Origin of the sequence: Thalassobaculum sp. (assembly GCF_040219615.1) — a bacterium.
Lineage (GTDB): Bacteria > Pseudomonadota > Alphaproteobacteria > Thalassobaculales > Thalassobaculaceae > Thalassobaculum_A.
In genome coordinates this window covers 380,805-401,241 of record NZ_JAVJSE010000041.1, presented here as the reverse complement: position 1 = coordinate 401,241, position 20,437 = coordinate 380,805, and the positions used below count along the sequence as shown (strand labels likewise).

The following is a 20,437-nucleotide window of genomic DNA, read 5'->3' as shown; positions in this document are numbered from 1 at the left end:
TCAGGCCGACTTGCGCGCCGGTGCCGCCGCCGGCTTGAGGTAGCGCGCGAGATACTCGCCGGTGTAGCTGCCGGGCGTCGCCGCCACCTCCTCGGGGGTGCCGCTGGCGACGATCCGGCCGCCGCCGTCGCCGCCCTCGGGGCCCAGGTCGACGATGTGGTCGGCGGTCTTGATGACCTCCAGGTTGTGCTCGATGACGATCACCGTGTTGCCCTGGTCGACCAGGGCCTGCAGCACTTCCAGCAGCTTGCGGACGTCCTCGAAATGCAGGCCGGTTGTCGGCTCGTCGAGGATGTAGACGGTCCGGCCGGTGGCCCGCCGCGACAGCTCCTTGGCCAGCTTCACGCGCTGGGCCTCGCCGCCCGACAGGGTGGTGGCGGGCTGGCCGACCTTGATGTAGCCGAGGCCGACCCGCTCCAGGGTCTCCAGCTTGTCGCGGATCGACGGCACCGCCTTGAAGAACTTCGCGCCTTCCTCGACGGTCATGTCGAGCACGTCGGCGATCGACTTGTCGCGGAACCGGATCTCCAGGGTCTCGCGGTTGTAGCGGTGGCCCTTGCAGACGTCGCACTGCACGTAGACGTCGGGCAGGAAGTGCATCTCGATCTTGATGACACCGTCGCCCTGGCAGGCCTCGCAGCGCCCGCCCTTGACGTTGAACGAGAACCGGCCGGGCGCGTAGCCGCGGGCCTGGGCCTCCGGCAGCCCGGCGAACCAGTCGCGAATCGGCGTGAACGCGCCGGTGTAGGTCGCCGGGTTCGAGCGCGGGGTGCGGCCGATCGGCGACTGGTCGATGTCGACCACCTTGTCGACCTTGTCGAGGCCCTCGATCGATTCGAACGGGGAGGCGTGTTCGCGGGCGTTGTGCAGCCGGCGCGCCAGCGCCTTCCACAGGGTCTCGATCACCAGGGTCGACTTGCCGCCGCCGGACACCCCGGTGACGCAGGTGAAGGTGCCGAGCGGAATCGCCAGGTCGACGTTCTTCAGGTTGTTGCCGGTGGCGCCGGCGATCTTCAGGTAGCGGCCCTTCCTGGCCTTGCGGCGCAGCTTGGGGATGGCGATCTGCCGGAATCCGGACAGGTACTGCCCGGTCAGGCTCTCCGGCGCCCGCATCACCTCCTCGGGGGTGCCGCTGGCGACCACGGTGCCGCCGTGCACCCCGGCGCCCGGGCCCATGTCGACCACGTAGTCGGCCTCGCGGATGGCGTCCTCGTCGTGCTCGACCACGATCACCGTGTTGCCGAGGTCGCGCAGCCGCCTGAGGGTCGCCAGCAGGCGCTCGTTGTCGCGCTGGTGCAGGCCGATCGACGGCTCGTCGAGCACATAGAGCACGCCGGTCAGCCCCGAGCCGATCTGCGAGGCCAGCCGGATGCGCTGGCTCTCGCCGCCCGACAGCGAGCCGGAGCCGCGCGACAGGGTCAGGTACTCCAGCCCGACGTTGTTCAGGAAGCCGAGCCGCTCGCGGATCTCCTTGAGGATGCGCTGGGCGATCTCGAGATCCTTCGCGCGCAACGTGCCCTCGAGCTGGTCGAACCAGGCGACCGCCTTGCCGATCGAGAACTCGCAGACCTCGGAGATCGTCAGGCCGCCGACCTTGACCGCCAGGGCCGCCGGCTTCAGGCGCTGGCCGCCGCAGGCCTCGCAGGGGGCGACCGACTGGTAGCGGGCGAGTTCCTCGCGCACCCAGGCGCTGTCGGTCTCGCGCCAGCGCCGCTGCATGTTCGTGACGACGCCCTCGAACGGCTTGGTCGTCTTGTAGGTCCGCAGCCCGTCCTCGAAGGTCATGGTCACCGGCTCGTCGCCGGTGCCGTTCAGGACGGCGTCGCGGACCGCCTCCGGCAGGCCCTCCCAGGGCGTGTCCATCGACACCCCGAAATGCGTCGCCAGGCTCTCCAGGGTCTGCACGTAGTATTTCGACGAACTGGCGGCCCACGGGCCGACGGCGCCCTTCTTGAGCGACAGGGTCGGGTTCGGGATCACCAGCTCCGGGTCGAAGTACATCCTGGTGCCGAGGCCGTCGCAGGACGGGCAGGCGCCGAACGGGTTGTTGAACGAGAACAGCCGCGGCTCGATCTCGTCGATGGTGAAGCCGGAGACCGGACAGGCGAACTTGGCCGAGAAGGTATGGCGCTCGCCGGAATCGGCCTCGTCGGCGAACAGCAGGCCGTCCGACAGCCCGAGCGCGGTCTCGATCGAATCGGCCAGCCGGGTCTGGATGCCGTCGCGCACCACCAGCCGGTCGACCACCACCTCGATGTCGTGCTTGTACTTCTTGTCGAGCGCCGGCGCGTCCTCGATCTCCAGCAGCTCGCCGTCGATCTTCACGCGCTGGAATCCGCGCTTGCGCAGATCCGCCAGTTCCTTGCGGAACTCGCCCTTCTTGCCGCGCGCGATCGGCGCCAGCAGGTAGAGCCGGGTGCCCTCGGGCAGATCGACGATGCGGTCGACCATCTGGCTGACGGTCTGGCTCTCGATCGGCAGGCCGGTGGCCGGCGAGTAGGGGATGCCGACCCGGGCGTACAGCAGGCGGAGATAGTCGTAGATCTCGGTGACCGTGCCGACCGTCGAGCGCGGGTTGCGCGAGGTGGTCTTCTGCTCGATCGAGATCGCCGGCGACAGCCCCTCGATCAGGTCGACATCCGGCTTCTGCATCAGTTCGAGGAACTGCCGGGCGTAGGCGGACAGGCTCTCGACGTAGCGGCGCTGGCCCTCGGCGTAGATCGTGTCGAAGGCCAGCGACGACTTGCCGGAGCCGGACAGGCCGGTCAGCACCGACAGCGCGTTGCGCGGCAGGTCGACGTCGACGTTCTTCAGGTTGTGCTCCCGGGCTCCGCGGACGCGGATCACGCGGAGCTCGCTGTCGGACGCGGGAAGGGGCGCCATGGCCGGCCTCGGTTCGGTCTCGCGGGAGCAGATGCGACCCGGGAATATAGGGTGTCGCGGTGCGGTATTGCCACCGGCCATGCAACTTCGCCGCGGCGCCTGCTGACAGATACTGTCGCGCGCTGTGGATAAGTGTCGGAAGTTCAGGCGGCAGGCCGATTCGCTACCGGGCCACCGATTCGATACCGGAGCGGAACGACCGGGTCCGACCGTAACCGCATTGTCGGTTTCGGCGTTCCGCAGGGCCGCAACGGGCTTGGAACCCGCCGGGCGATGTGGGATGGTCCGCCGACGCGACCGCCGGCCGGATCGGCCGGCGCCGCTATGGCATTCGACGGACAAGCGAGAGCGAGACGATGGCGGGCAGCGTCAACAAGGTCATCCTGATCGGCAACCTCGGCCGCGACCCGGAGGTGCGGAGCACCCAGGACGGCACCAAGATCGTGAACTTCACGCTCGCCACCTCCGAGAACTGGCGTGACAAATCCAGCGGCGAGCGGCGCGAGCGCACCGAGTGGCACCGGGTGGTGATATTCAACGAGAACCTGGCCCGGATCGCCGAGCAGTATCTGCGCAAGGGCAGCTCCTGCTACGTCGAGGGCCAGCTCCAGACCCGCAAATGGACCGACCAGAGCGGCCAGGAGAAGTACACCACCGAGGTGGTGCTGCAGCGGTTCCGCGGCGAGCTGACCCTGCTGGGCGGCCGCGGCGAAGGTGGCGGCGGTGGCGGCGGGGGGTATGGCGGCGGCGGTGACGACTACGGCCGCGGCGACGACTTCGGCGGCGGCCCGTCGGGCGGCGGCTTCTCGGGCGGTGGCTCCTCGGGCGGTAGCGGCTCGGGCGGTGGCGGCAGATCCGGTGGCGGCTCCTCGGGCGGCGGCGCCCCGGCGCCGATGGGCGGCCCCAGCGACCTGGACGACGAGATTCCCTTCTAGCTGACTGCAGGCCGGGACTGTCCGGCCGGGCGCTCAATGGTTGGCGTAGTCGGCAATGTCGGTTTCACAAATCGCCGGAGTCCGGCCGAAGGCAGCGGAAAGTCCCCGAATCGCGGTGTTGTGCCCGCGCGAGATCAACAATGTCGTGAATGCCGGGACCCGCGCGCTGATCGACGGGTTGAGACACTACGCCGTCGCGGTCGAGGTGTTCGATACCTGGACCGAAGGCGCCACCGGATTACGGAGACTGCTTGGCCGTCGGTTCGACGCGGTGTACGCGGTTGCTGGCTCGCAACTGGTCGACGGCCCCGACCGTTGGAACGTCGAACTCCTCGATCTGGTCAACTCGCCGATTCTCTACAGGCTGACGGATCCGCCATTCGTTCGCCGCTATCTCGGCGGGCTGGAGGGCTTGCGCCATGCTGCGACTGTCAGCGTCCGGGACCTGCACTGCGGCGAGTACCTCGAACGGATCGGCATCGGAGCGCGGGCGCCGCACTATCACCCCGGTCGTTACGACGATAGCGGCATCGACCGGGATGCTGCGGGCAGGTCGCTGCAGGAACGGGATATTCCGTTTCTCTTCGTCGGGTCGGTGTATCGCGCTGAAAGTATCGAGCAATACACCAGGGCCCTGTTGCCGGATCGGCTCCAGACCGTCCGGGATCTGTCGGATGCCTTGCTGGCGGAGCCGAGCCGGCCGGCGTGGCGGGTCGCGGAGGACGTCTTCCGGGCCCGTGGCGACGAACTCGTTCCCTACCACGGTCTGGGCCGTGCACTGCTAGATCTCGCCAACCGGCACGCGAACGCGCGTTTCCGCTGCCGCCTCGCCGACCTGCTCGTCGCGCATGAGGGGGTCATCGTGGTCGGCGACGACAGCCGACTGCCCGACTCCCCGACGGACCGTCGGGCCGAAGTGCTCGGGCACCGGACCCACGCCCAGGTCGTCGACCTGATGTTGCGCGCCCGGCTCGTGGTAGCCGCGCCGCCAAACTTCTGTGTCGGTGCAGTCAGCGAGCGCGTATACTGGGCCATGGCAGCTGGCGCTGTGTCGCTGTCCCTTCAGACTCCGGCAATGGATCGGCATTTCGAACCTGGGCTTCACTACCGTCCGTTCGACCGGGCCTTTGCGGACCTGGAAACTACTCTCGTTATTGCCCGCGAGTCCCCGGCAGCATTTCAGATGATTGCCGATGCCGGGCGCCGGCAAGTGCGCGTGGAGTTCTCGAACCGCGACAACGTCAGACGCCTGTTCGGACCGATTCTGGACATTGGTGATCCGATAACGCCGGCCTCTGCCTCATGACGCCACCGTCATTGCGAGGTCTGCCGCCGGCCGGGCCGGGACGGTCGACGGTCATGCTGGTGTCGGTCGGCGGGGAGGTGTCCGAAGGGATTCTGGCAAGTCTCGCAGATTGCCGGGATCGCCTCCTGATCGTTGGCACGACAACCGATCCGACGACGAGGTCGGCGCGGCAGTGCGACGTCATCGTCCAGGTGGCGCCGTCGATCGACGTTGCCTCGTTCGTGCGCGACGTCGCTGAGGCCTTGCGGGTCCACCGCCCGATCGTGGCGTTCCCCTGCCGTGACGCGGACATGCCCGGGCTGGCGAAGGTCAAGGCGGACGACCCGGTGCTCGGAGCGCCGCTGCTGGTTGGCTCCGTCGCTCTGGCCAATGCGATGAGCGACAAGGTGCTGATGAAAGGCTTCATGGAGCGGTGCCGATTGCCGATCCCCGCGACGGCGTGGACATTCGATGGCGCTCTGGAACTCGCCGGCCGATACGGATTCCCGCTGATCGCGAAGCCCCGCGTCGGGTCCGGGACCAAGGGTGTGTACATCGTACTCGACGACGAGCAGTTGCGCTCCTGCGCGCTGCATGGTGACTTCGTCATTCAACCGTTCATCTCGCCGCCGCCGGACTTCGTCGCCAACCTGCCGGACCCGCGTTTCGGCGTGCCGTTCGTACAGAGTTCAGGGTTTACAGCACTGATCGCGCTGCGCGGCCTGGTCGGGCGCGACGGTAGGCTCGACCATGTGGTCAAGGTCGACGTCGTTCACAGATACGGCCGTCCGTTTCGCTTGACGAGATGCCCCGTCGATGCGGTGGACCACGAAGCCGCACAGCGGGTCGCCGCGGAACTGCATTGCGAGGGATACGTCGGACCGTTTGCCCTGCAAGGACGGGTCGACGACAACGGAGCGCTGGTGTTCTTCGAGATGCTGGCGCGGATCGGCGGCAGTGCGCTCGGGTTCGTGGGCCTCGGCCTGAATCAATCGAGGATTGTCCTCGAAATGTTCGGCGGTCCGGCCGCAGTGGCATCTAAAGTCACGGCCGATAGCGTCGAGTGGCAGACAATCCCACGCGCGTTCGACGATCGGGTCGTGTCGTGATCTTCGATGAGTTGGCGAGGCTAGAGGCCGCATCCCCGTCTGCACCGCCGCAGCGGGAGGTGGCGCTTTTCGTGCCGTCGATGCCGCCGGTTGCGCTGTTGCGGGACCGGATGGAGGCCGTCCACGCATCCGGGACCTTCACCAACTTCGGGCCGTTCTCGATGCTGTTCGAGGCCCGGCTCGCCGAGCGTCTCGGCGTTCCGGTCGATCATGTCTGCGCGGTCACCAGTGCCACCGCGGGCCTGGCGGCCGCACTGATGGCCGTGGCCGGTGACGGCGGGCTGTGCGCGATGCCGGCGTGGACCCACGCGGCGACCGCCGCTGCGGTTCGCATAGCCGGACTGCAGCCATACTTCCTGGACGTCGATCCCGTGACCTGGCAACTGGATCCCGAGCGCTTGACCGGGCGGCTCGCGAAGGCGCCGGGCCGGGTCACAGCGGTCCTGATGGTGGCGCCGTTCGGCAGCCGCATCGACGTTCCCGGATGGGCGGCATTCCAGCAGCGGTCGAGGCTGCCCGTGGTGGTCGACGCCGCCGCAGGCTTCGACAGCTGGACCGACTCGCCGCTGGTCAGCGTGGTGAGCTTCCACGCCACCAAGGGGTTCGCGATCGGCGAGGGGGGCGCGGCGCTGTGCCCGACGGCCGAACTCGGCTGGCGATTGCGCGCGACCATCAATCTCGGGATGGACGCCGGTCGCGTTGCCCGGATACCGGGACTCAACGGCAAGCTCGACGAACACCGCTCGGTGATCGGGCTGGCGGCGCTAGAGGCCTGGCCGGAGACCCGGTCGGTCCTGGCCGCCCGGATGTCGGCCTATGACCGTGCGCTGGAGCGGGCCGGGCTGGCGGTGACCCGGCCGGCCCCGGCCGTCGGCGTCGTGACCTCCACCTACGTGGTCGAATTGGCCGCCGCGGATGCTGTGCGCACCGTCGATGGACTGGCGCGCCACGGGGTCCAGGCGCGGCGCTGGTGGGGCGACGGCTGCCACCGTGCCCCGGCATTCGCCGGCGCCGCGCGCGAGGCACTGACGGCGACCGACCGACTGGCCGCCCGGGTGGTCGGCCTGCCGCTGCACGCTGCGCTGTCCTTCGAGGACGTCGACTATGTGGTGGCGTGCCTGGGCCGGGTTCTCGACGGCGCCGGGGAGGGATAGTGGGACAGGAACAAGACGGGCCGGGCGATCGCGACTACCTGGCCGCCAACCGCGCGTTCTGGGACGGTTTGGTCGGCATCCACGTCGCCTCGACCGGCCCCGACGGCTACGACGTCGATGCGCTGCGGCGGGGCGAACGACGGCTGCATGCCATCGAGGAGTCCGAGCTCGGCCCGGTCGACGGGCTCGACGTCCTGCACCTGCAGTGCCATTTCGGGGTCGACAGCCTGATCCTGGCGCAGCGCGGGGCGCGGGTGACCGGACTCGACTTCTCGCCTGAGGCGGTGGCAGCGGCGCGGGCGCTGGCAACGGAACTCGGACTCGACGCCCGGTTCGTCGAAGGCGATTTGTACGCCGCCCCGGACCTGATCGACGGGCGGTTCGATCTGGTCTACGTGACCTGGGGCACGATCTGCTGGCTGCCGGACCTCGCCGGCTGGGCGAAGGTGGCGGCGCATTTCCTGAAGCCGGGCGGCCGGTTCTATTTCTGCGACGCCCATCCGGCGGCCAGGGTGTTCGACGATTCCACCGAGGCGGCCGCGCTGCCGGCCGGCACGCTGCGGCTGCACTATCCGTACTTCCACCGGGCGGCACCGACGACGAACCTGGTCACCACCGACTATGCCGACCCGAGTGCCGAGATCCGCAATCAGCGCAGCTACGAGTGGGAGCACAGCGTCTCCGATATCGTGAACGCGGTGATCGGCGCCGGGCTGCGGCTGGACTGGCTGCACGAGCACGAAGAGATCGCCTGGAAGCTGCTGCCGGTCCTGGTGCCGGGCGCGCACGGCCAGTACCGCTGGCCCGAGGGGTTCGCGGTGACCTTGCCGCTCAGTCTGTCGTTTTCGGCCCGCCGGCCCTGACGGGCACGGCTTGCGCATTAGCGAGTCGTTTACTGCATGGCCTGTATCACCTATCCATGGTTTTGAACGTCCATCCAGTTCCTGACCTGCCGGGCAGTACCGGACCCGACCGCGCGCCGTCCCTCGGACTGCAGCGCGCGGCGTTCCGGCACGTCATCGCGCCGATCATGCTGCTCGGGCTCGGGGTGGTCGTGCTGATCCTGGCGCTGGTGGCGATCGCCGCCCACAGCCAGAACCGGCTTGCCGTCGAATCGGCGCAGCACCTCGCGGGCAGCGCGCTTCGGGTCGAGGCCGAGCAGATCGCCGGCATCGTGGGCGACTACACGTTCTGGAACGACGCCGCCGGTCACCTGGTCGCAACATTCGACCCGGCCTGGGCGGACGACAATGTGGGGGCCTGGGCCAATGACAGCCTCGGGATGAGCGCCACCCTGGCGCTCGACGGCAACCTCCGCCTGATCTTCGGTTCCATGGACGGCGAGGTCCGGGGCGACGGCCTGCTCAGCCGACTGTCCGCCGAACTGCCGGACCTGGTGTCGAGGGCCGTCGGGACAGCCGGCGAGCCCGGCGCCGTCTCCGGCACCGTGACCACCTACCTGGAGCTGGACGGCGTTCCGGCGATCGCTGTCGCAGCGGTCATCAAGTGGGAGGACGAGCGCCCGGTTCCGCTGCATGCGGGCGCGCCGGTCGTCCTGGTGTTCGTGCGCCGGATGGACGCAGCGATGCTGAGCCGCTTCGAGGACCTGTACCTGCTGCCCGGCACGCGGTTGGTCGCGGCGTCCGAGGATCTCCCCGACTCGGTGCTGCTGCGGACGATCGACGGTCGGGACATCGCGCGCCTGGCGTGGGCCGGGGAGCGGCCCGGCACCGCGCTGATCCTCGAGCTGGCGCCGTCGCTGGCGGGCATCGCGCTGCTGGCCGGCCTGCTGATGGTCCTGATCGTCAGGCGGGCCCGACGCTCGACGGCGGAGCTGGCAAGCAGTCACCAGCAGCTGGAGAGCCAGACCCGGGCGCTGAAGGCCTCGACTGCCGCCATGCAGAGCGCGCTCGCCGAGGCGGCCCGGGCCAATGCCGCCAAGTCCGACTTCCTGGCGCGGATGAGCCACGAGCTGCGAACACCGCTGAACGCGATCCTCGGTTTCTCCGAGATCATCGCCCTCGAACTGTACGGGCCGAACTCCGTTCCGCGCTATCGCGACTACGGTCGCATGATCCACGACAGCGGCAACCACCTGCGGTCGCTGATCAACGACATCCTGGACCTGTCGCGAATCGAGGCCGGCCGGCACGAACTGAAGGAGGAGCCGACCGAGGTCGATCCGATCGTCGAGCAATGCCTCGGGCTGCTGGCACCGAAGATCGAGGCGAAGCGGATCGCTGTCGACCATGCACCGTCGTCGGTCCGCCTGCTCGTCGACACCCGGGCGCTTAAGCAGATCCTGCTGAACCTGCTGTCGAACGCCGTCAAGTTCACCGACGGCGGCGGCCTCGTCACGGTCCGGGTGCGGGACGGCGCCGACGGCATCGCCATCGAGATCTCCGACACCGGGTGCGGCATGTCGGAGGACGACCTGGAGCGGGTCTTCCAGCTTTTCGGCCAGGTTCGGGCGACGACAACGCGCGACGGCGAGGGTTCCGGACTGGGTCTGAACATCGCCAAGGCACTGGTGGAGATGCACGGCGGCGAGCTCGGCATCCGGTCCACCGTCGGCACAGGCACCACGGCGACCGTGTGGTTCGATCCGTCCCGCCGGCTGCCGCCAATGGCGCCTGTCGAAACCGCCTGATCGCGCGGTTCCGGGACGCTCGGCCGGGCCCCCGGGGTGGCCGTCGCTCCAGGTCCGTGATTTCGGCGCCGCAACATTGCCGCATCGTCGCCGCTCTGCTAAGTTTTCGCAGAGTGCGGCGGTGCCCGATTCGGCGCCGCGAAGGCCGTTCCAGGCCGTCCACAGCCACCTGATCCGGAACCCCTCGGTTGTCCGACATTACGCCCGACCATCACGACATCGCCCCGGTCTCCATCGAAGACGAGATGCGGCGCTCGTACCTCGATTACGCCATGAGCGTGATCGTGGCCCGCGCGCTGCCCGACGTCCGGGACGGCCTGAAACCGGTGCACCGGCGAATCCTGTACGCCATGAAGGTCGGCGGCTACGACTGGACGCGGCCGTACCGCAAGTCGGCGCGCATCGTCGGCGACGTCATGGGCCAGTACCACCCGCACGGCGACAGCGCGATCTACGACGCCATGGTCCGCATGGCGCAGGACTTCTCGATGCGCCTGCCGCTGGTCGACGGCCAGGGCAACTTCGGCTCGATGGACGGCGATCCGCCGGCGGCCATGCGGTACACCGAGGCCCGGCTGGCCAAGGCGGCCGAGGGCCTGCTGCGCGACATCGACAAGGAGACCGTCGACTTCGTCGCGAACTACGACGAGACCACGGAAGAGCCCTCGGTGCTGCCGGCCGAGTACCCGAACCTGCTGGTCAACGGTGCCGGCGGCATCGCGGTCGGTATGGCGACCAATATCCCGCCGCACAACCTCGGCGAGGTGGTCGACGCCTGCCTGGCGATGCTGGACAACCCCGGCATCACGATCGACGAGCTGATGGCCTTCGTGCCCGGGCCGGACTTCCCGACCGGCGGCCTGATCCTCGGCCGGTCCGGCATCCGCGAGGCCTACCACACCGGCCGCGGCTCGGTGGTCATGCGCGGCCGGGCCGAGATCGAGGAGATCCGCAAGGACCGCTTCGCGATCGTCGTCACCGAGATTCCCTACCAGGTCAACAAGGCCCGGATGATCGAGCGGATCGGCGAAACCGTCCGCGACAAGATCATCGAGGGTATCTCCGACCTGCGCGACGAGAGCGACCGCGACGGCGTGCGCGTGGTGGTCGAGCTGAAGCGGGACGCCATCGGCGAAGTGGTGCTGAACCAGCTCTACCGCTACACCCCGCTGCAGACCAGCTTCGGCGTCAACATGCTGGCGCTGAACCGCGGCCGGCCGCTGCAGATGAACCTGCGCGACGTGATCTTCGCGTTCGTCGAGTTCCGCGAGGAGGTGATCACCCGCCGCACCCGGTACCTGCTCTACAAGGCGCGCGAGCGCGCCCATGTGCTGGCCGGCCTGATGGTGGCGATCAACAACCTCGACGCGGTGATCGCGCTGATCCGGTCGTCGCCGGACGCCGGCGAGGCCCGGCGCCGGTTGTGCGACACCGACTGGAACGCCCAGGACGTCGCCGACTTCATCGCCATCATCGACGATCCGGGGCACCGGGTCGCCGAGGACGGGACCTACCGGCTGTCCGAGCCACAGGCGCGCGCCATCCTGGAGCTGCGGCTGCAGCGCCTGACCGGCATGGAGCGTTCCAAGCTGATCGAGGAGGCGGAGGAGATCGCCGGCCGGATCAGGGACTACCTGGCGATCCTGACCTCGCGCCCGCGGCTGCTGGGCGTATTGCGCGACGAACTGCGGCAGACCCGCGAGGCCTGGGCCAACGATCGCCGGACCGAGATCCAGGAAAGCGAGTTCGAGCACGACATCGAGGACCTGATCGCCCGCGAGGACATGGTCGTCACCGTCAGCTACTCGGGCTACATCAAGCGGGTGCCGCTGACCACCTACCGGTCGCAGAAGCGCGGCGGCAAGGGCCGGGCCGGCATGGCGACCCGCGACGAGGACTGGGTGCACCGGCTGTTCGTGGCGAACAGCCACGCCCCGATCCTGTTCTTCACCTCGCGCGGTCAGGTCTACCAGCTCAAGACCTACCGCCTGCCGGAAGGCACGCCGCAGTCACGCGGCCGGCCGATGGTGAACCTGCTGCCGCTCGAAGAGGGCGAGTGGATCCAGACCGTCATGCCGATGCCGGCGGACGAGGCGAGCTGGGACGGGCTGCACGTGATGTTCGCGACCGCCGCCGGCACCGTCCGGCGCAACGCGCTCAGCGACTTCACGAACATCAACCGCGCCGGCAAGCGGGCGATGAAGCTGGAGGACGACGACCGGCTGATCGCGGTCATGCCATGCAACGAGGGCGACGACGTGCTGCTGGCGACCCGGCTCGGCAAGGCGATCCGGTTCCCGGTGGCGGATGTCCGGCTGTTCCGCGGCCGCGATTCCCTGGGGGTCCGGGGCATCCGGCTGGCCTCGGGCGACGCGGTGGTGTCGATGTCGATCCTGCGGCATGTCGACTACCAGGACGTCGCGGGGGGCGAGCAGAGTGAGCGCGAGGTATACCTGCGCCAGGCCGCCTGGATCCGGCGCGGCAGCGGCGAGGGCGACGAGGACGCAACGGCTCCCGAGGTGATGCTGAGTGAGGAGCGGTTCGCGATTCTCGGGGCCGGCGAGGAGTTCGTGCTGTCGGTCACCGAGAAGGGATACGGCAAGCGCACCTCGGCGCACGAATACCGGGTCACCGGGCGCGGCGGCCAGGGCATCGCGTCGATGGACGTCACCCGCAAGAACGGGCCGGTGGTCACCGCCTTCCCGGTGACGCCGAGCGACCAGATCATGCTGGTGACCAACGGCGGTCAGGTCATCCGCTGCCCGGTCGACGATATCCGGGTGGCGGCGCGCAAGACCCAGGGCGTGCTGCTGTTCCGGGTCGGCGGCGACGACGAGGAGAAGGTTGTCTCGGTGTCCCTGGTCGGCGAGAACGGCGACAGCGAGAGCAGCGACGACGAGAACGGCGACGCCGTCGGCACGGACGGTGCCGGCGGCAGCGGTCCCGAGGGCAGCGGTCCCGAGGGCAGCGGGGCCGGCGATGACGGAGCCCGCGACGATGGGGCCGGCCCGGATCAGGGGGACACGACGGAATGACCAGCAAGGTGACACGCCCCGAACGCGTCGGGGTGTATCCGGGAACGTTCGACCCGATCACCAGGGGCCATATCGACATCATCCGGCGCGCCAGTAAGACCGTCGACCGCCTGGTCGTCGCGGTCGCCCGGAATGCCGGGAAGGGACCGCTGTTCAGCCTCGACGAGCGGGTCGAGATGGTCCAGGACGAGATCGCAGAGATCCTCGCCAAGAACGCCGAGGACGGCTTCAAGGGCGCGATCGACGTCAAGCCGTTCGGCTCGCTGCTGATGCATTTCGCCGAGTCCCAGGGGGCCTCGGTGATCATCCGCGGGCTGCGGGCGGTCTCGGACTTCGAGTACGAATTCCAGATGGCCGGGATGAACGCCCGCCTGAACCCGCGGATCGAGACCATGTTCCTGATGGCGTCGGACCGCCACCAGTTCATCTCGTCGCGATTCGTGAAGGAGATCGCCCGGCTCGGCGGGCCGATCACCGAGTTCGTCACCCCGCGGGTCGCCGAGCGGGTGATGAACCGCTTCAACAGCGATCCGTCGCAGGCAAGCCAGGCCAAGCAGACCGGTCCGTTCGGGGACTGACCCGGGAGCCGGGCCGGGCGGCAATTGAGTTGACCTGGGACGGCCGCCTGCCTAGGTTCCCGCCGTCGTGACGACCCCCGGGCGGCAGCATCCGGGCGGGGTCGGGGCGGGCGCGTAGCTCAGTTGGTAGAGCAGCTGACTTTTAATCAGCGGGTCACAGGTTCGAGTCCTGTCGCGCTCACCATTCCCGCCGCCGATTCTCCCGCAGTCGATTCGGGGAACGACGGATTGCCCCACCGCAGCCTTCTCGTGCGGCGCTGCAGGTCCTGGACAGGCGATTTCCCGTCCACGGACCGTCATCCAGGAAGGACCCCGTACATGGCAGGCGGCTGCGCCATCTACATCGGCGACAACCCGATGCAGCAGCGGACCAATCCGTTCGGCAAGGACATCGCCAACCGCGGGCTGTTCCGGGCGCTGATCGAGCACGGGCCCTGGGACGACCAGCTGTTCCTGGTGCACAACAAGGTCGACGACGCCGAGCTGGCCGGCAACCTGTTCGGCGGCGCGGCGCCCAAGCCGGTGCGCGCCACCTCGATCCTGAACCATCGCGCGATCGCCGACTGCGGCGTGCTGTTCCGCGGCCAGTCCCGGCTCGCCGAGCTCGGCTGGTTGCGCCGCGGCGACGACGAGCGCGCGTACAGCCTGGTCGGGTTGCTGCACTCGCTCGGCCCGCAGGCGATGCGGGCCTACACCGCCGAGGTCGTGGCCAGCCCGGTCGAGCCCTGGGATGCCATCATCTGCACCTCGCCAGCGGTGCAGCGGCACCTGCGCACCCTGCTGGAGGAGACCAGCGACTACCTGGCCTCGCGCTTCGTGATCCCCGGCACCGGCCATCGCCGGCCGCTGCCGCAGCTCCCGATGATCCCGCTCGGCGTCGACGTCGCGTCCTTTGCGGCCCGCAACGACCGGAGCCGCCGCGGCGAGGCGCGGTTGGCGCTCGGAGTTGCCGAGGACGCCTTCGCGCTGCTGTGGCTCGGCCGTCTGTCCTTCTTCGAGAAGGCCTATCCGCAGGCAATGTTCGCCGCCGCCGAGGAGACTGCCCGGCGGACCGGCCGGCCGGTTGAGTTCCTGATGGCCGGCTGGTTCCCGAACCCCGAGCGGGATTCCCGGATGTGGCGGGAGGCGGCCGCGCTGTACGCCCCGAGCGTGACCGTCCGCTTCCTCGACGGCAACGACCCGGCGGTGCTGGAGCGGATCTGGCCGGCCTCGGACGTGTTCGTCTCGCTGGTCGACAACATCCAGGAGACCTTCGGAATCACGCCGATCGAGGCGATGGCCGCCGGGCTGCCGGTGGTGGTCAGCGACTGGGACGGCTACCGCTACACCGTGCGCCACGGCGTCACCGGATTTCGGGTGCCGACCCTGATCGCGCCCGACGGCACCGGCGGGCTGATCGCCGGCCGCCACGCGCTCGGCATGGACACCTATCAGAACTATGTCGCCCAGGTGGCGGCGCATGTGGCGGTGAACATCCGCACGACCGCCGACGCCCTGGTCGCACTCGCCGAGGACGAGGGCCTGGCGCGCCGCATGGGGGAGGCGGCCCACCGGCACGCCCGGGAGACCTTCGACTGGCCGGTGGTGGTCGCAGGCTACGCCCGGCTGTTCGACGAACTCGAAGCGATCCGGCGGTCGGCCGCCGCCTACGAGGCAGCCGGGACCACGCGCCGGAACCCGGTGCGCAAGGACCCGTTCGGGGCGTTCGCCGGGTTCGCCAGCGGAACCCTGCGGGCCGACACCGAGTTTCGCCCGGCCGCGAGCCCCGTGGATCAGGACGTCGCAAGACACCATGCCTTGGCCCTGAACAACGTGACCGCGGTCTGGCGGCTGTCGCCTGGGCTGACGACCCGGATCTGCGCATTGGTCGCCGAGCGCGGCTCGATGCGCGCCGTCGACATCGCGAAGGCCTGCACCAACACCCCGCACGACTTCCTGGCCCGCCATCTGGTCTGGATGTGCAAGGTCGGGCTGCTCGACTGGAAGACGCCGCCGCTGTCCGAGGTCGATCTGCCGGATCCGCAGCCGGGCCCGGGCTGAGCCCCCGCCGGGCCGGCGGCCTCAGTCGTCGTCCGACGGGGCGATGCCGGCCACCAGGTCGTGGTCGACCGAGGGGATGATGCCGATGTCGAGGATGCCGACCAGGCTGTCGTCGGTGTCCGGCAGGACCTGGAACATCACGGCGTCCATGATCCGGTGCAGGGACTGCCGTTCGCCGGCCACCAGCCCGTTGACCCCGACATTGATGAAGTAGGTGCCCGGCAGGAAGCTGCAGGGGAACTCGAAGGTCAGGACCGCGCGTTCGCCTGTCCTCGGGTTCGGCATGGTGTCGTGCAGGCGGTGGCTCGCCCGACCGGACAGCTCGACGCCGGTCATGGTCTTGAACAGGGTCGCGTAGCGGACCTGCTCGCAGTCGCTGTCGAAGGCAACGTCGTAGCAGACCTTGTACATGCGGCCGCGGGACAGCTGGTTGACCCGCATGCCGTTCATGGTCTCGATGCGCGGGTCGAGGATCCGCGCGCCCTGGCTCTCGTATTCGACCCGGCTCTGGTTCTGGAGCGTCTCGTCGAGTCCGGCGTGGATCTCGGCTTCCTCCTCGGCGACCGCGCTCCTGATCTCGGTGCGGATCCGCTCCCGGTCGGTCGCCGGGGCGTGGGTCAGGCGGTAGTAGTTCGAGGCCACCAGCTTCGGTTCGCCGATCAGCAGGACCTCGCCGCGGTCCATCAGCACCGCGCGGTCGCAGAGCTGGGTGATCATCCCCATGGCGTGGCTGACGAACAGGATCGTCGTGCCCTTGTCGCGCAGCGCCTCGATCCGCGCCAGGCACTTGCGCTGGAAGCCCTCGTCGCCGACGGCGAGCGCCTCGTCGACGATCAGGATGTCGGGGTCGACGCTGGCCGCGATCGAAAACGCCAGCCGGACATACATGCCGCTGGAATAGGTGACGACCGGCCGGTCGATGAAATCGCCGAGGCCCGAGAACGCGACGATGTCGTCGTAGCGCGCGTCGATCTCGGCCTGGGACAGGCCCAGGATCGAGGCGTTCAGGTAGATGTTCTCGCGCCCGGTGAACTCCGGGTTGAAGCCGGCGCCGAGCTCGAGCAGGGCGGCGGCCCGGCCGGTCACCGAGACCCGCCCGCCGCTGGGCTGCAGCAGCCCCGCGATGATCTGCAGCAGGGTCGACTTGCCGGATCCGTTCGGGCCGACGATCCCGACGGTCTCGCCGCGATGGATGGTGACCGTGACCCGGTTCAGCGCCACGAAGGTCTCGTAGTAGCGCCTGCGCCCCATCGACAGCATCTGCAGGAGCCGGTCGGTCGGACGCTTGAAGATCGAGAAGATCTTGGTCACGTCCTCGATGACGATCGCCGGCTCGCCGGGAGTCGGTTGAGCCTCAGAGGACATCGGCGAAGCCCCGCTTGGTGCACTGGAACCAGAAGGCGCCGAGCCAGACGACGGCGACCGCGACCCCCGAGTAGATCGCCAGCGCCCGCAGCGAGGGAAGGGTTCCCCACAGCACCAGGTCGCGGGTCGCGTCCACCGGAACCGAGAGCGGATTCAGCCAGACCAGCGTCTGCAGCGATTCCGGCAGGGTCTCGATCGGGAACAGGATCGGGCTGCCGAACAGCATGATCGTGGAGATGATGCCGACCAGGTGGCCGACGTCGCGCAGATAGACCCCGATCGACGACAGGAACCAGGAGATGCCGAGCACGATCGCCACATAGGGCAGCCAGACCAACGGAACCAGGAGGGTGGTCAGCGGGATCCGCGCCTCGAAGAACAGCAGGGCCAGGAGCAGCACGGCGAAATTGAACAGCAGGGTGACGAAGGCCGACCCGGTCGCGACCACCGAGAGCGTCTCCAGCGGGAACACGACCTTCTTCACGAAGTTGACGTTCTCGAGGATCAGGGTGGGAGAGCGGGTGAGCACCTCGGTCACGAAGAAGTGCAGCATCAGTCCCGAGAACAGCACGATGCCGTAGTTGTGCTCGACGTCGGCGACCCGCGACGGAAACCGGATCTGCAGCACGGCGCTGAAGACATAGGCGTAGACCGCGAAAGTCAGCAGCGGCGTCAGCAGCGCCCAGACCATGCCGAGCGCGGACTTGCGGTAGCGCGAATAGATGTCCTTGCGGACGAGCTGGCGCAGGATCGTGCGGTTCGTGAGCATCGACCGGACGATCGCGGCCGGAGTCGCGATGAAGCTCGACAGGACGCTCATCGGGCCGGCTCGACGCCCATGCGCTCGGCCCAGAGCTGGCAGATCATCAGGAGCCAGAGCCGCCACCCGGAGATCACCTTGCCGTCCGCGAGGATCGCCTGAATACGCGCCATGCTCCGCGCGTTCAGCACGCCTGTCCGGGCGACGCGCTCCGGCTGCAGCACGGACTTCACGATGTCCAGGAGCGGGCCGTTGAGCCAGTGCTCGAACGGGAGGCCGAAGCCACGCTTCGGAACCTGATCGAAGCCGGCGGGCAGCAGCGGCATCGCGACGTCGATCAGGATCCGCTTGATGCCGCTGGCGCGGTAGCTGTCCCGCATCGGCGCATCCGGGATGCCGCGCGCGAGCTTGGCGTCGATCGGCAGCGACAGCGCCAGGTCGATCACATGGGTGTCCAGATACGGGACCCGCACCTCGAGGGAATGCGCCATGGACATCGCGTCGATATCTCGCAGCAACTGGTTGTTGGTGTACCCGCGCAGGGTGAGGGCGGTGATCCGGTCGACCGTGTCGAAGTTCGACAACTCGTCGAGCGCCTGGTAGTCGGCACGCACGTCGCGGCCGCTCCGCGCAAGCAAGGTCGGGGCCATGATCATCTCCACGTCCCGGACGCTGAGGGTCTGGTGGAACCGTCCTGCCGCCTCGGCATAGTCGGTGAGGAAATCCCCACCGTCGGCCTGCTGCAGCATCTGCGCGTGCCAGGGATACCCGATGAACAGGTCGTCCCCGCCGGTGCCGGAGATCGCCACCTTGACGTGCTCGGCCGCGGCCTTCGAGACGAAGTAGGTGTTGACGCCGTCGATCGACGGCTGGTCGATGCTGTCGACGATCCGGTCGAGTTCCGCCCGGATCATCTCGTGGCCGACTTCGATCCGGGTATGGTCGGTCCCGAGATGGTCGGCGAACCGGGCGGCGACGTCGGTCTCGTCGAAGATGGCGAGCTCCTGTCCGAAGCCGACCGAGAAGGTCCTCACCTTGCTTCCGATCTCGGCCGCCATCAGGGCGGTGAGGGTCGCGCTGTCGACGCCGCCCGAGAGGAGAGCCGCGATCGGGACGTCACCGATCAGCTGCGCCTTGACGGTCTCGCGCAGGGTGTCGGCCATGACCTCGACCTGTTCCCGGTAGTCGGCGCTGCGAAGCTCCGGGTGGCGGTCGACCCCCAGTCGCCAATACCGTTCGACACGTGACGTGCCGCCTCGGATCGTCACGCAATGCGCCGGCCTGACCATGGACACGCCGCGGATCATGGTGTCCGGCTGGAACACAGAGCCGTGCTCGAGCAGGCACCGCAACGCGCGCGGTTCGATCGTCGGAGCGATCGCGCCGCTGGCGAGTATCGCCTTCATCTCCGAGGCGAAAACGAAGCTGCCGTCGGCGCCCCGGGCGAACAACAGCGGCTTCACACCGAGCGGATCGCGCGCCAGAAAGACCGTCGGATCGTCCGGGTCCTCGCGCAGGTCGACGAAGGCCAGCGCAAAGATGCCGCGGATCCGCGGCAGGCAAGCCGGCCCGTAGTGCCGGTACATCGTCAGGATCACCTCGGTGTCCGAACTCGACCGGAACCGGTAGCCCAGGGCCTCCAGCTGTCGTCGTTCCTCGGGTGCGTTGTACATCTCGCCATTGTAGACGATCCAGACGTCGCCCTCGGGCGACGCCATCGGCTGGTGTCCGCCCGGGCTCAGGTCCTGGATGGCGAGCCGGGTCATTCCCAGCGCGAGACGTCCCCGGCGGTAGGTGCCGCGGTCGTCCGGGCCACGGTGGTGCATTGCCGCGACCATGCGGTCGATGGCGTTCCCGTCGCTACTTCCACCGACGATGCCGCAGATTCCACACACGGTTCCAGAGTCCTCGTCGCCTAGAGAAATTTCGAACAGAGGTCGTCGAATCGGCGACGGGCGTGATCGTACAACACCGAATTGCCGGCCTGTGCGGCTTTCACCCGGGCGATCTCGTCCGGCGGGAACTCGGTGTCTTCGGAGGCGTCCGCCGTGTTCTCCCGCAGGACCGGCAGGTCGACGCCCAGGACCGCCCGGAACAGCTCGAGGCTGGTCTCGTACTCCTCGGCGATCCCGACGAACGCGAAGTCGTCGAGAGTCATCCCTCCGAGGAAATCGGCGTAGATCCACCTGTACTCGGGCATCTCGGCGAGGTCGCCGGGGCCGAGCTTCTGCTTGAAGATCCGGCGCGCGATCGGGTTCGGGGCATCCGGCATCCGGCGCCAGTGGCGATAGTGCGACAGCGTCCGTGCGACCGGCTCGCGCAGAAACACCGCGAACCGCGCCTGCGGTCCGAGCGGCAGGTACTTCGATGCGGCAAAATGCCCATGCACCGCGCGATACCTGCGAAGCAGTCGATCGGCCTTGGCCCGGACGGCCGCAGCCCGGCGGGCGCGCCGTGCCTCGAACTTCGGAGTCCTGCGCAGCGGCCGGTCGTTGTAGTCGAGCAGAAGCCGGCGGCCGAGACGACGCTCGAGGGCGATCCGCAGGCTGGTGCCGGCGGCCTTGGGGATGTGCACCGATACGATCATGGTGCTCCACGGTGCCCGCGGCGGACGCCGTCCGGAGGTTGGGGCTCGGCGTTGTC

14 protein-coding genes and 1 tRNA gene are annotated in these 20,437 nt (G+C 68.7%); 10 read left to right on the top strand and 5 right to left on the bottom strand.

Annotation, left to right across the window (positions count from 1 at the left end):
- The gene (gene uvrA, locus RIC31_RS24835; protein WP_350114581.1) at positions 1-2,883 is read right to left on the bottom strand and encodes an excinuclease ABC subunit UvrA; all 2,883 of its coding nucleotides are present in this window, start codon (positions 2,881-2,883) and stop codon (positions 1-3) included.
- Positions 2,884-3,239: 356 nt separating this feature from the next.
- Here uvrA and ssb point away from each other — a divergent pair, with 356 nt between their 5' ends.
- From ssb to RIC31_RS24785, 10 genes are all read left to right on the top strand, one after another.
- Positions 3,240-3,818 carry a single-stranded DNA-binding protein gene (ssb, locus tag RIC31_RS24830; protein WP_350114578.1) on the top strand — a complete coding sequence of 193 codons (579 nt, stop codon included), beginning with the start codon at positions 3,240-3,242 and terminating at the stop codon, positions 3,816-3,818.
- A gap of 55 nt (positions 3,819-3,873) precedes the next feature.
- Positions 3,874-5,124, top strand: coding sequence for a glycosyltransferase (locus tag RIC31_RS24825; protein ID WP_350114575.1), 1,251 nt, complete (start codon positions 3,874-3,876; stop codon positions 5,122-5,124).
- Positions 5,125-5,177: 53 nt separating this feature from the next.
- Entirely contained in the window at positions 5,178-6,212 is a 1,035-nt protein-coding gene (locus RIC31_RS24820) for an ATP-grasp domain-containing protein (RefSeq protein WP_350114572.1), read from the top strand.
- 59 nt (positions 6,213-6,271) lie between these two features.
- The gene (locus RIC31_RS24815) at positions 6,272-7,366 is read left to right on the top strand and encodes a DegT/DnrJ/EryC1/StrS family aminotransferase (RefSeq protein ID WP_350114569.1); all 1,095 of its coding nucleotides are present in this window, start codon (positions 6,272-6,274) and stop codon (positions 7,364-7,366) included.
- Entirely contained in the window at positions 7,366-8,229 is an 864-nt protein-coding gene (locus RIC31_RS24810; RefSeq protein WP_350114566.1) for a class I SAM-dependent methyltransferase, read from the top strand. The genes RIC31_RS24815 and RIC31_RS24810 overlap by 1 nt, the downstream gene beginning before the upstream one ends.
- A gap of 56 nt (positions 8,230-8,285) precedes the next feature.
- Positions 8,286-10,016 carry a sensor histidine kinase gene (locus tag RIC31_RS24805; protein WP_350114563.1) on the top strand — a complete coding sequence of 577 codons (1,731 nt, stop codon included), beginning with the start codon at positions 8,286-8,288 and terminating at the stop codon, positions 10,014-10,016.
- 245 nt (positions 10,017-10,261) lie between these two features.
- Complete coding sequence (gene gyrA, locus RIC31_RS24800; protein WP_502990150.1) at positions 10,262-13,051, top strand: DNA gyrase subunit A; 2,790 nt, start codon at positions 10,262-10,264, stop codon at positions 13,049-13,051.
- The gene (gene coaD, locus RIC31_RS24795) at positions 13,048-13,629 is read left to right on the top strand and encodes a pantetheine-phosphate adenylyltransferase (protein WP_350114557.1); all 582 of its coding nucleotides are present in this window, start codon (positions 13,048-13,050) and stop codon (positions 13,627-13,629) included. The genes gyrA and coaD overlap by 4 nt, the downstream gene beginning before the upstream one ends.
- Positions 13,630-13,737: 108 nt before the next feature.
- Positions 13,738-13,813, top strand: a tRNA-Lys gene (locus tag RIC31_RS24790).
- A 134-nt stretch (positions 13,814-13,947) separates the two neighbouring features.
- Complete coding sequence (locus tag RIC31_RS24785; RefSeq protein WP_350114555.1) at positions 13,948-15,669, top strand: glycosyltransferase family 4 protein; 1,722 nt, start codon at positions 13,948-13,950, stop codon at positions 15,667-15,669.
- Between the two features lie 21 nt (positions 15,670-15,690).
- Here RIC31_RS24785 and RIC31_RS24780 read toward each other — a convergent pair whose 3' ends face one another.
- The 4 genes from RIC31_RS24780 to RIC31_RS24765 are packed head-to-tail and all read right to left on the bottom strand — an operon-like array spanning position 15,691 to position 20,381.
- Complete coding sequence (locus RIC31_RS24780) at positions 15,691-17,034, bottom strand: ABC transporter ATP-binding protein (RefSeq protein WP_350114552.1); 1,344 nt, start codon at positions 17,032-17,034, stop codon at positions 15,691-15,693.
- A complete protein-coding gene (locus RIC31_RS24775; protein WP_350114549.1) occupies positions 17,024-17,854 on the bottom strand; it encodes an ABC transporter permease in 831 nt (276 codons plus the stop codon). The genes RIC31_RS24780 and RIC31_RS24775 overlap by 11 nt, the downstream gene beginning before the upstream one ends.
- A complete protein-coding gene (gene asnB / locus RIC31_RS24770; protein ID WP_350114547.1) occupies positions 17,851-19,689 on the bottom strand; it encodes an asparagine synthase (glutamine-hydrolyzing) in 1,839 nt (612 codons plus the stop codon). The genes RIC31_RS24775 and asnB overlap by 4 nt, the downstream gene beginning before the upstream one ends.
- Before the next feature lie 20 nt (positions 19,690-19,709).
- Positions 19,710-20,381 (bottom strand): hypothetical protein, encoded by a 672-nt coding sequence (locus RIC31_RS24765; protein ID WP_350114544.1) that lies wholly within the window; start codon positions 20,379-20,381, stop codon positions 19,710-19,712.
- Positions 20,382-20,437 lie beyond the last annotated feature (56 nt).

What these genes read in the sequence shown, in the direction of transcription:
- uvrA (WP_350114581.1), bottom strand. Translation starts at nt 2,883, where the DNA reads ATGGCGCCCCTTCCCGCGTCCGACAGCGAGCTCCGCGTGATCCGCGTC.
- ssb (WP_350114578.1), top strand. Translation starts at nt 3,240, where the DNA reads ATGGCGGGCAGCGTCAACAAGGTCATCCTGATCGGCAACCTCGGCCGC.
- RIC31_RS24825 (WP_350114575.1), top strand. Translation starts at nt 3,874, where the DNA reads ATGTCGGTTTCACAAATCGCCGGAGTCCGGCCGAAGGCAGCGGAAAGT.
- RIC31_RS24820 (WP_350114572.1), top strand. Translation starts at nt 5,178, where the DNA reads ATGCTGGTGTCGGTCGGCGGGGAGGTGTCCGAAGGGATTCTGGCAAGT.
- RIC31_RS24805 (WP_350114563.1), top strand. Translation starts at nt 8,286, where the DNA reads ATGGTTTTGAACGTCCATCCAGTTCCTGACCTGCCGGGCAGTACCGGA.
- gyrA (WP_502990150.1), top strand. Translation starts at nt 10,262, where the DNA reads ATGCGGCGCTCGTACCTCGATTACGCCATGAGCGTGATCGTGGCCCGC.
- coaD (WP_350114557.1), top strand. Translation starts at nt 13,048, where the DNA reads ATGACCAGCAAGGTGACACGCCCCGAACGCGTCGGGGTGTATCCGGGA.
- RIC31_RS24785 (WP_350114555.1), top strand. Translation starts at nt 13,948, where the DNA reads ATGGCAGGCGGCTGCGCCATCTACATCGGCGACAACCCGATGCAGCAG.
- RIC31_RS24780 (WP_350114552.1), bottom strand. Translation starts at nt 17,034, where the DNA reads ATGTCCTCTGAGGCTCAACCGACTCCCGGCGAGCCGGCGATCGTCATC.
- RIC31_RS24775 (WP_350114549.1), bottom strand. Translation starts at nt 17,854, where the DNA reads ATGAGCGTCCTGTCGAGCTTCATCGCGACTCCGGCCGCGATCGTCCGG.
- RIC31_RS24765 (WP_350114544.1), bottom strand. Translation starts at nt 20,381, where the DNA reads ATGATCGTATCGGTGCACATCCCCAAGGCCGCCGGCACCAGCCTGCGG.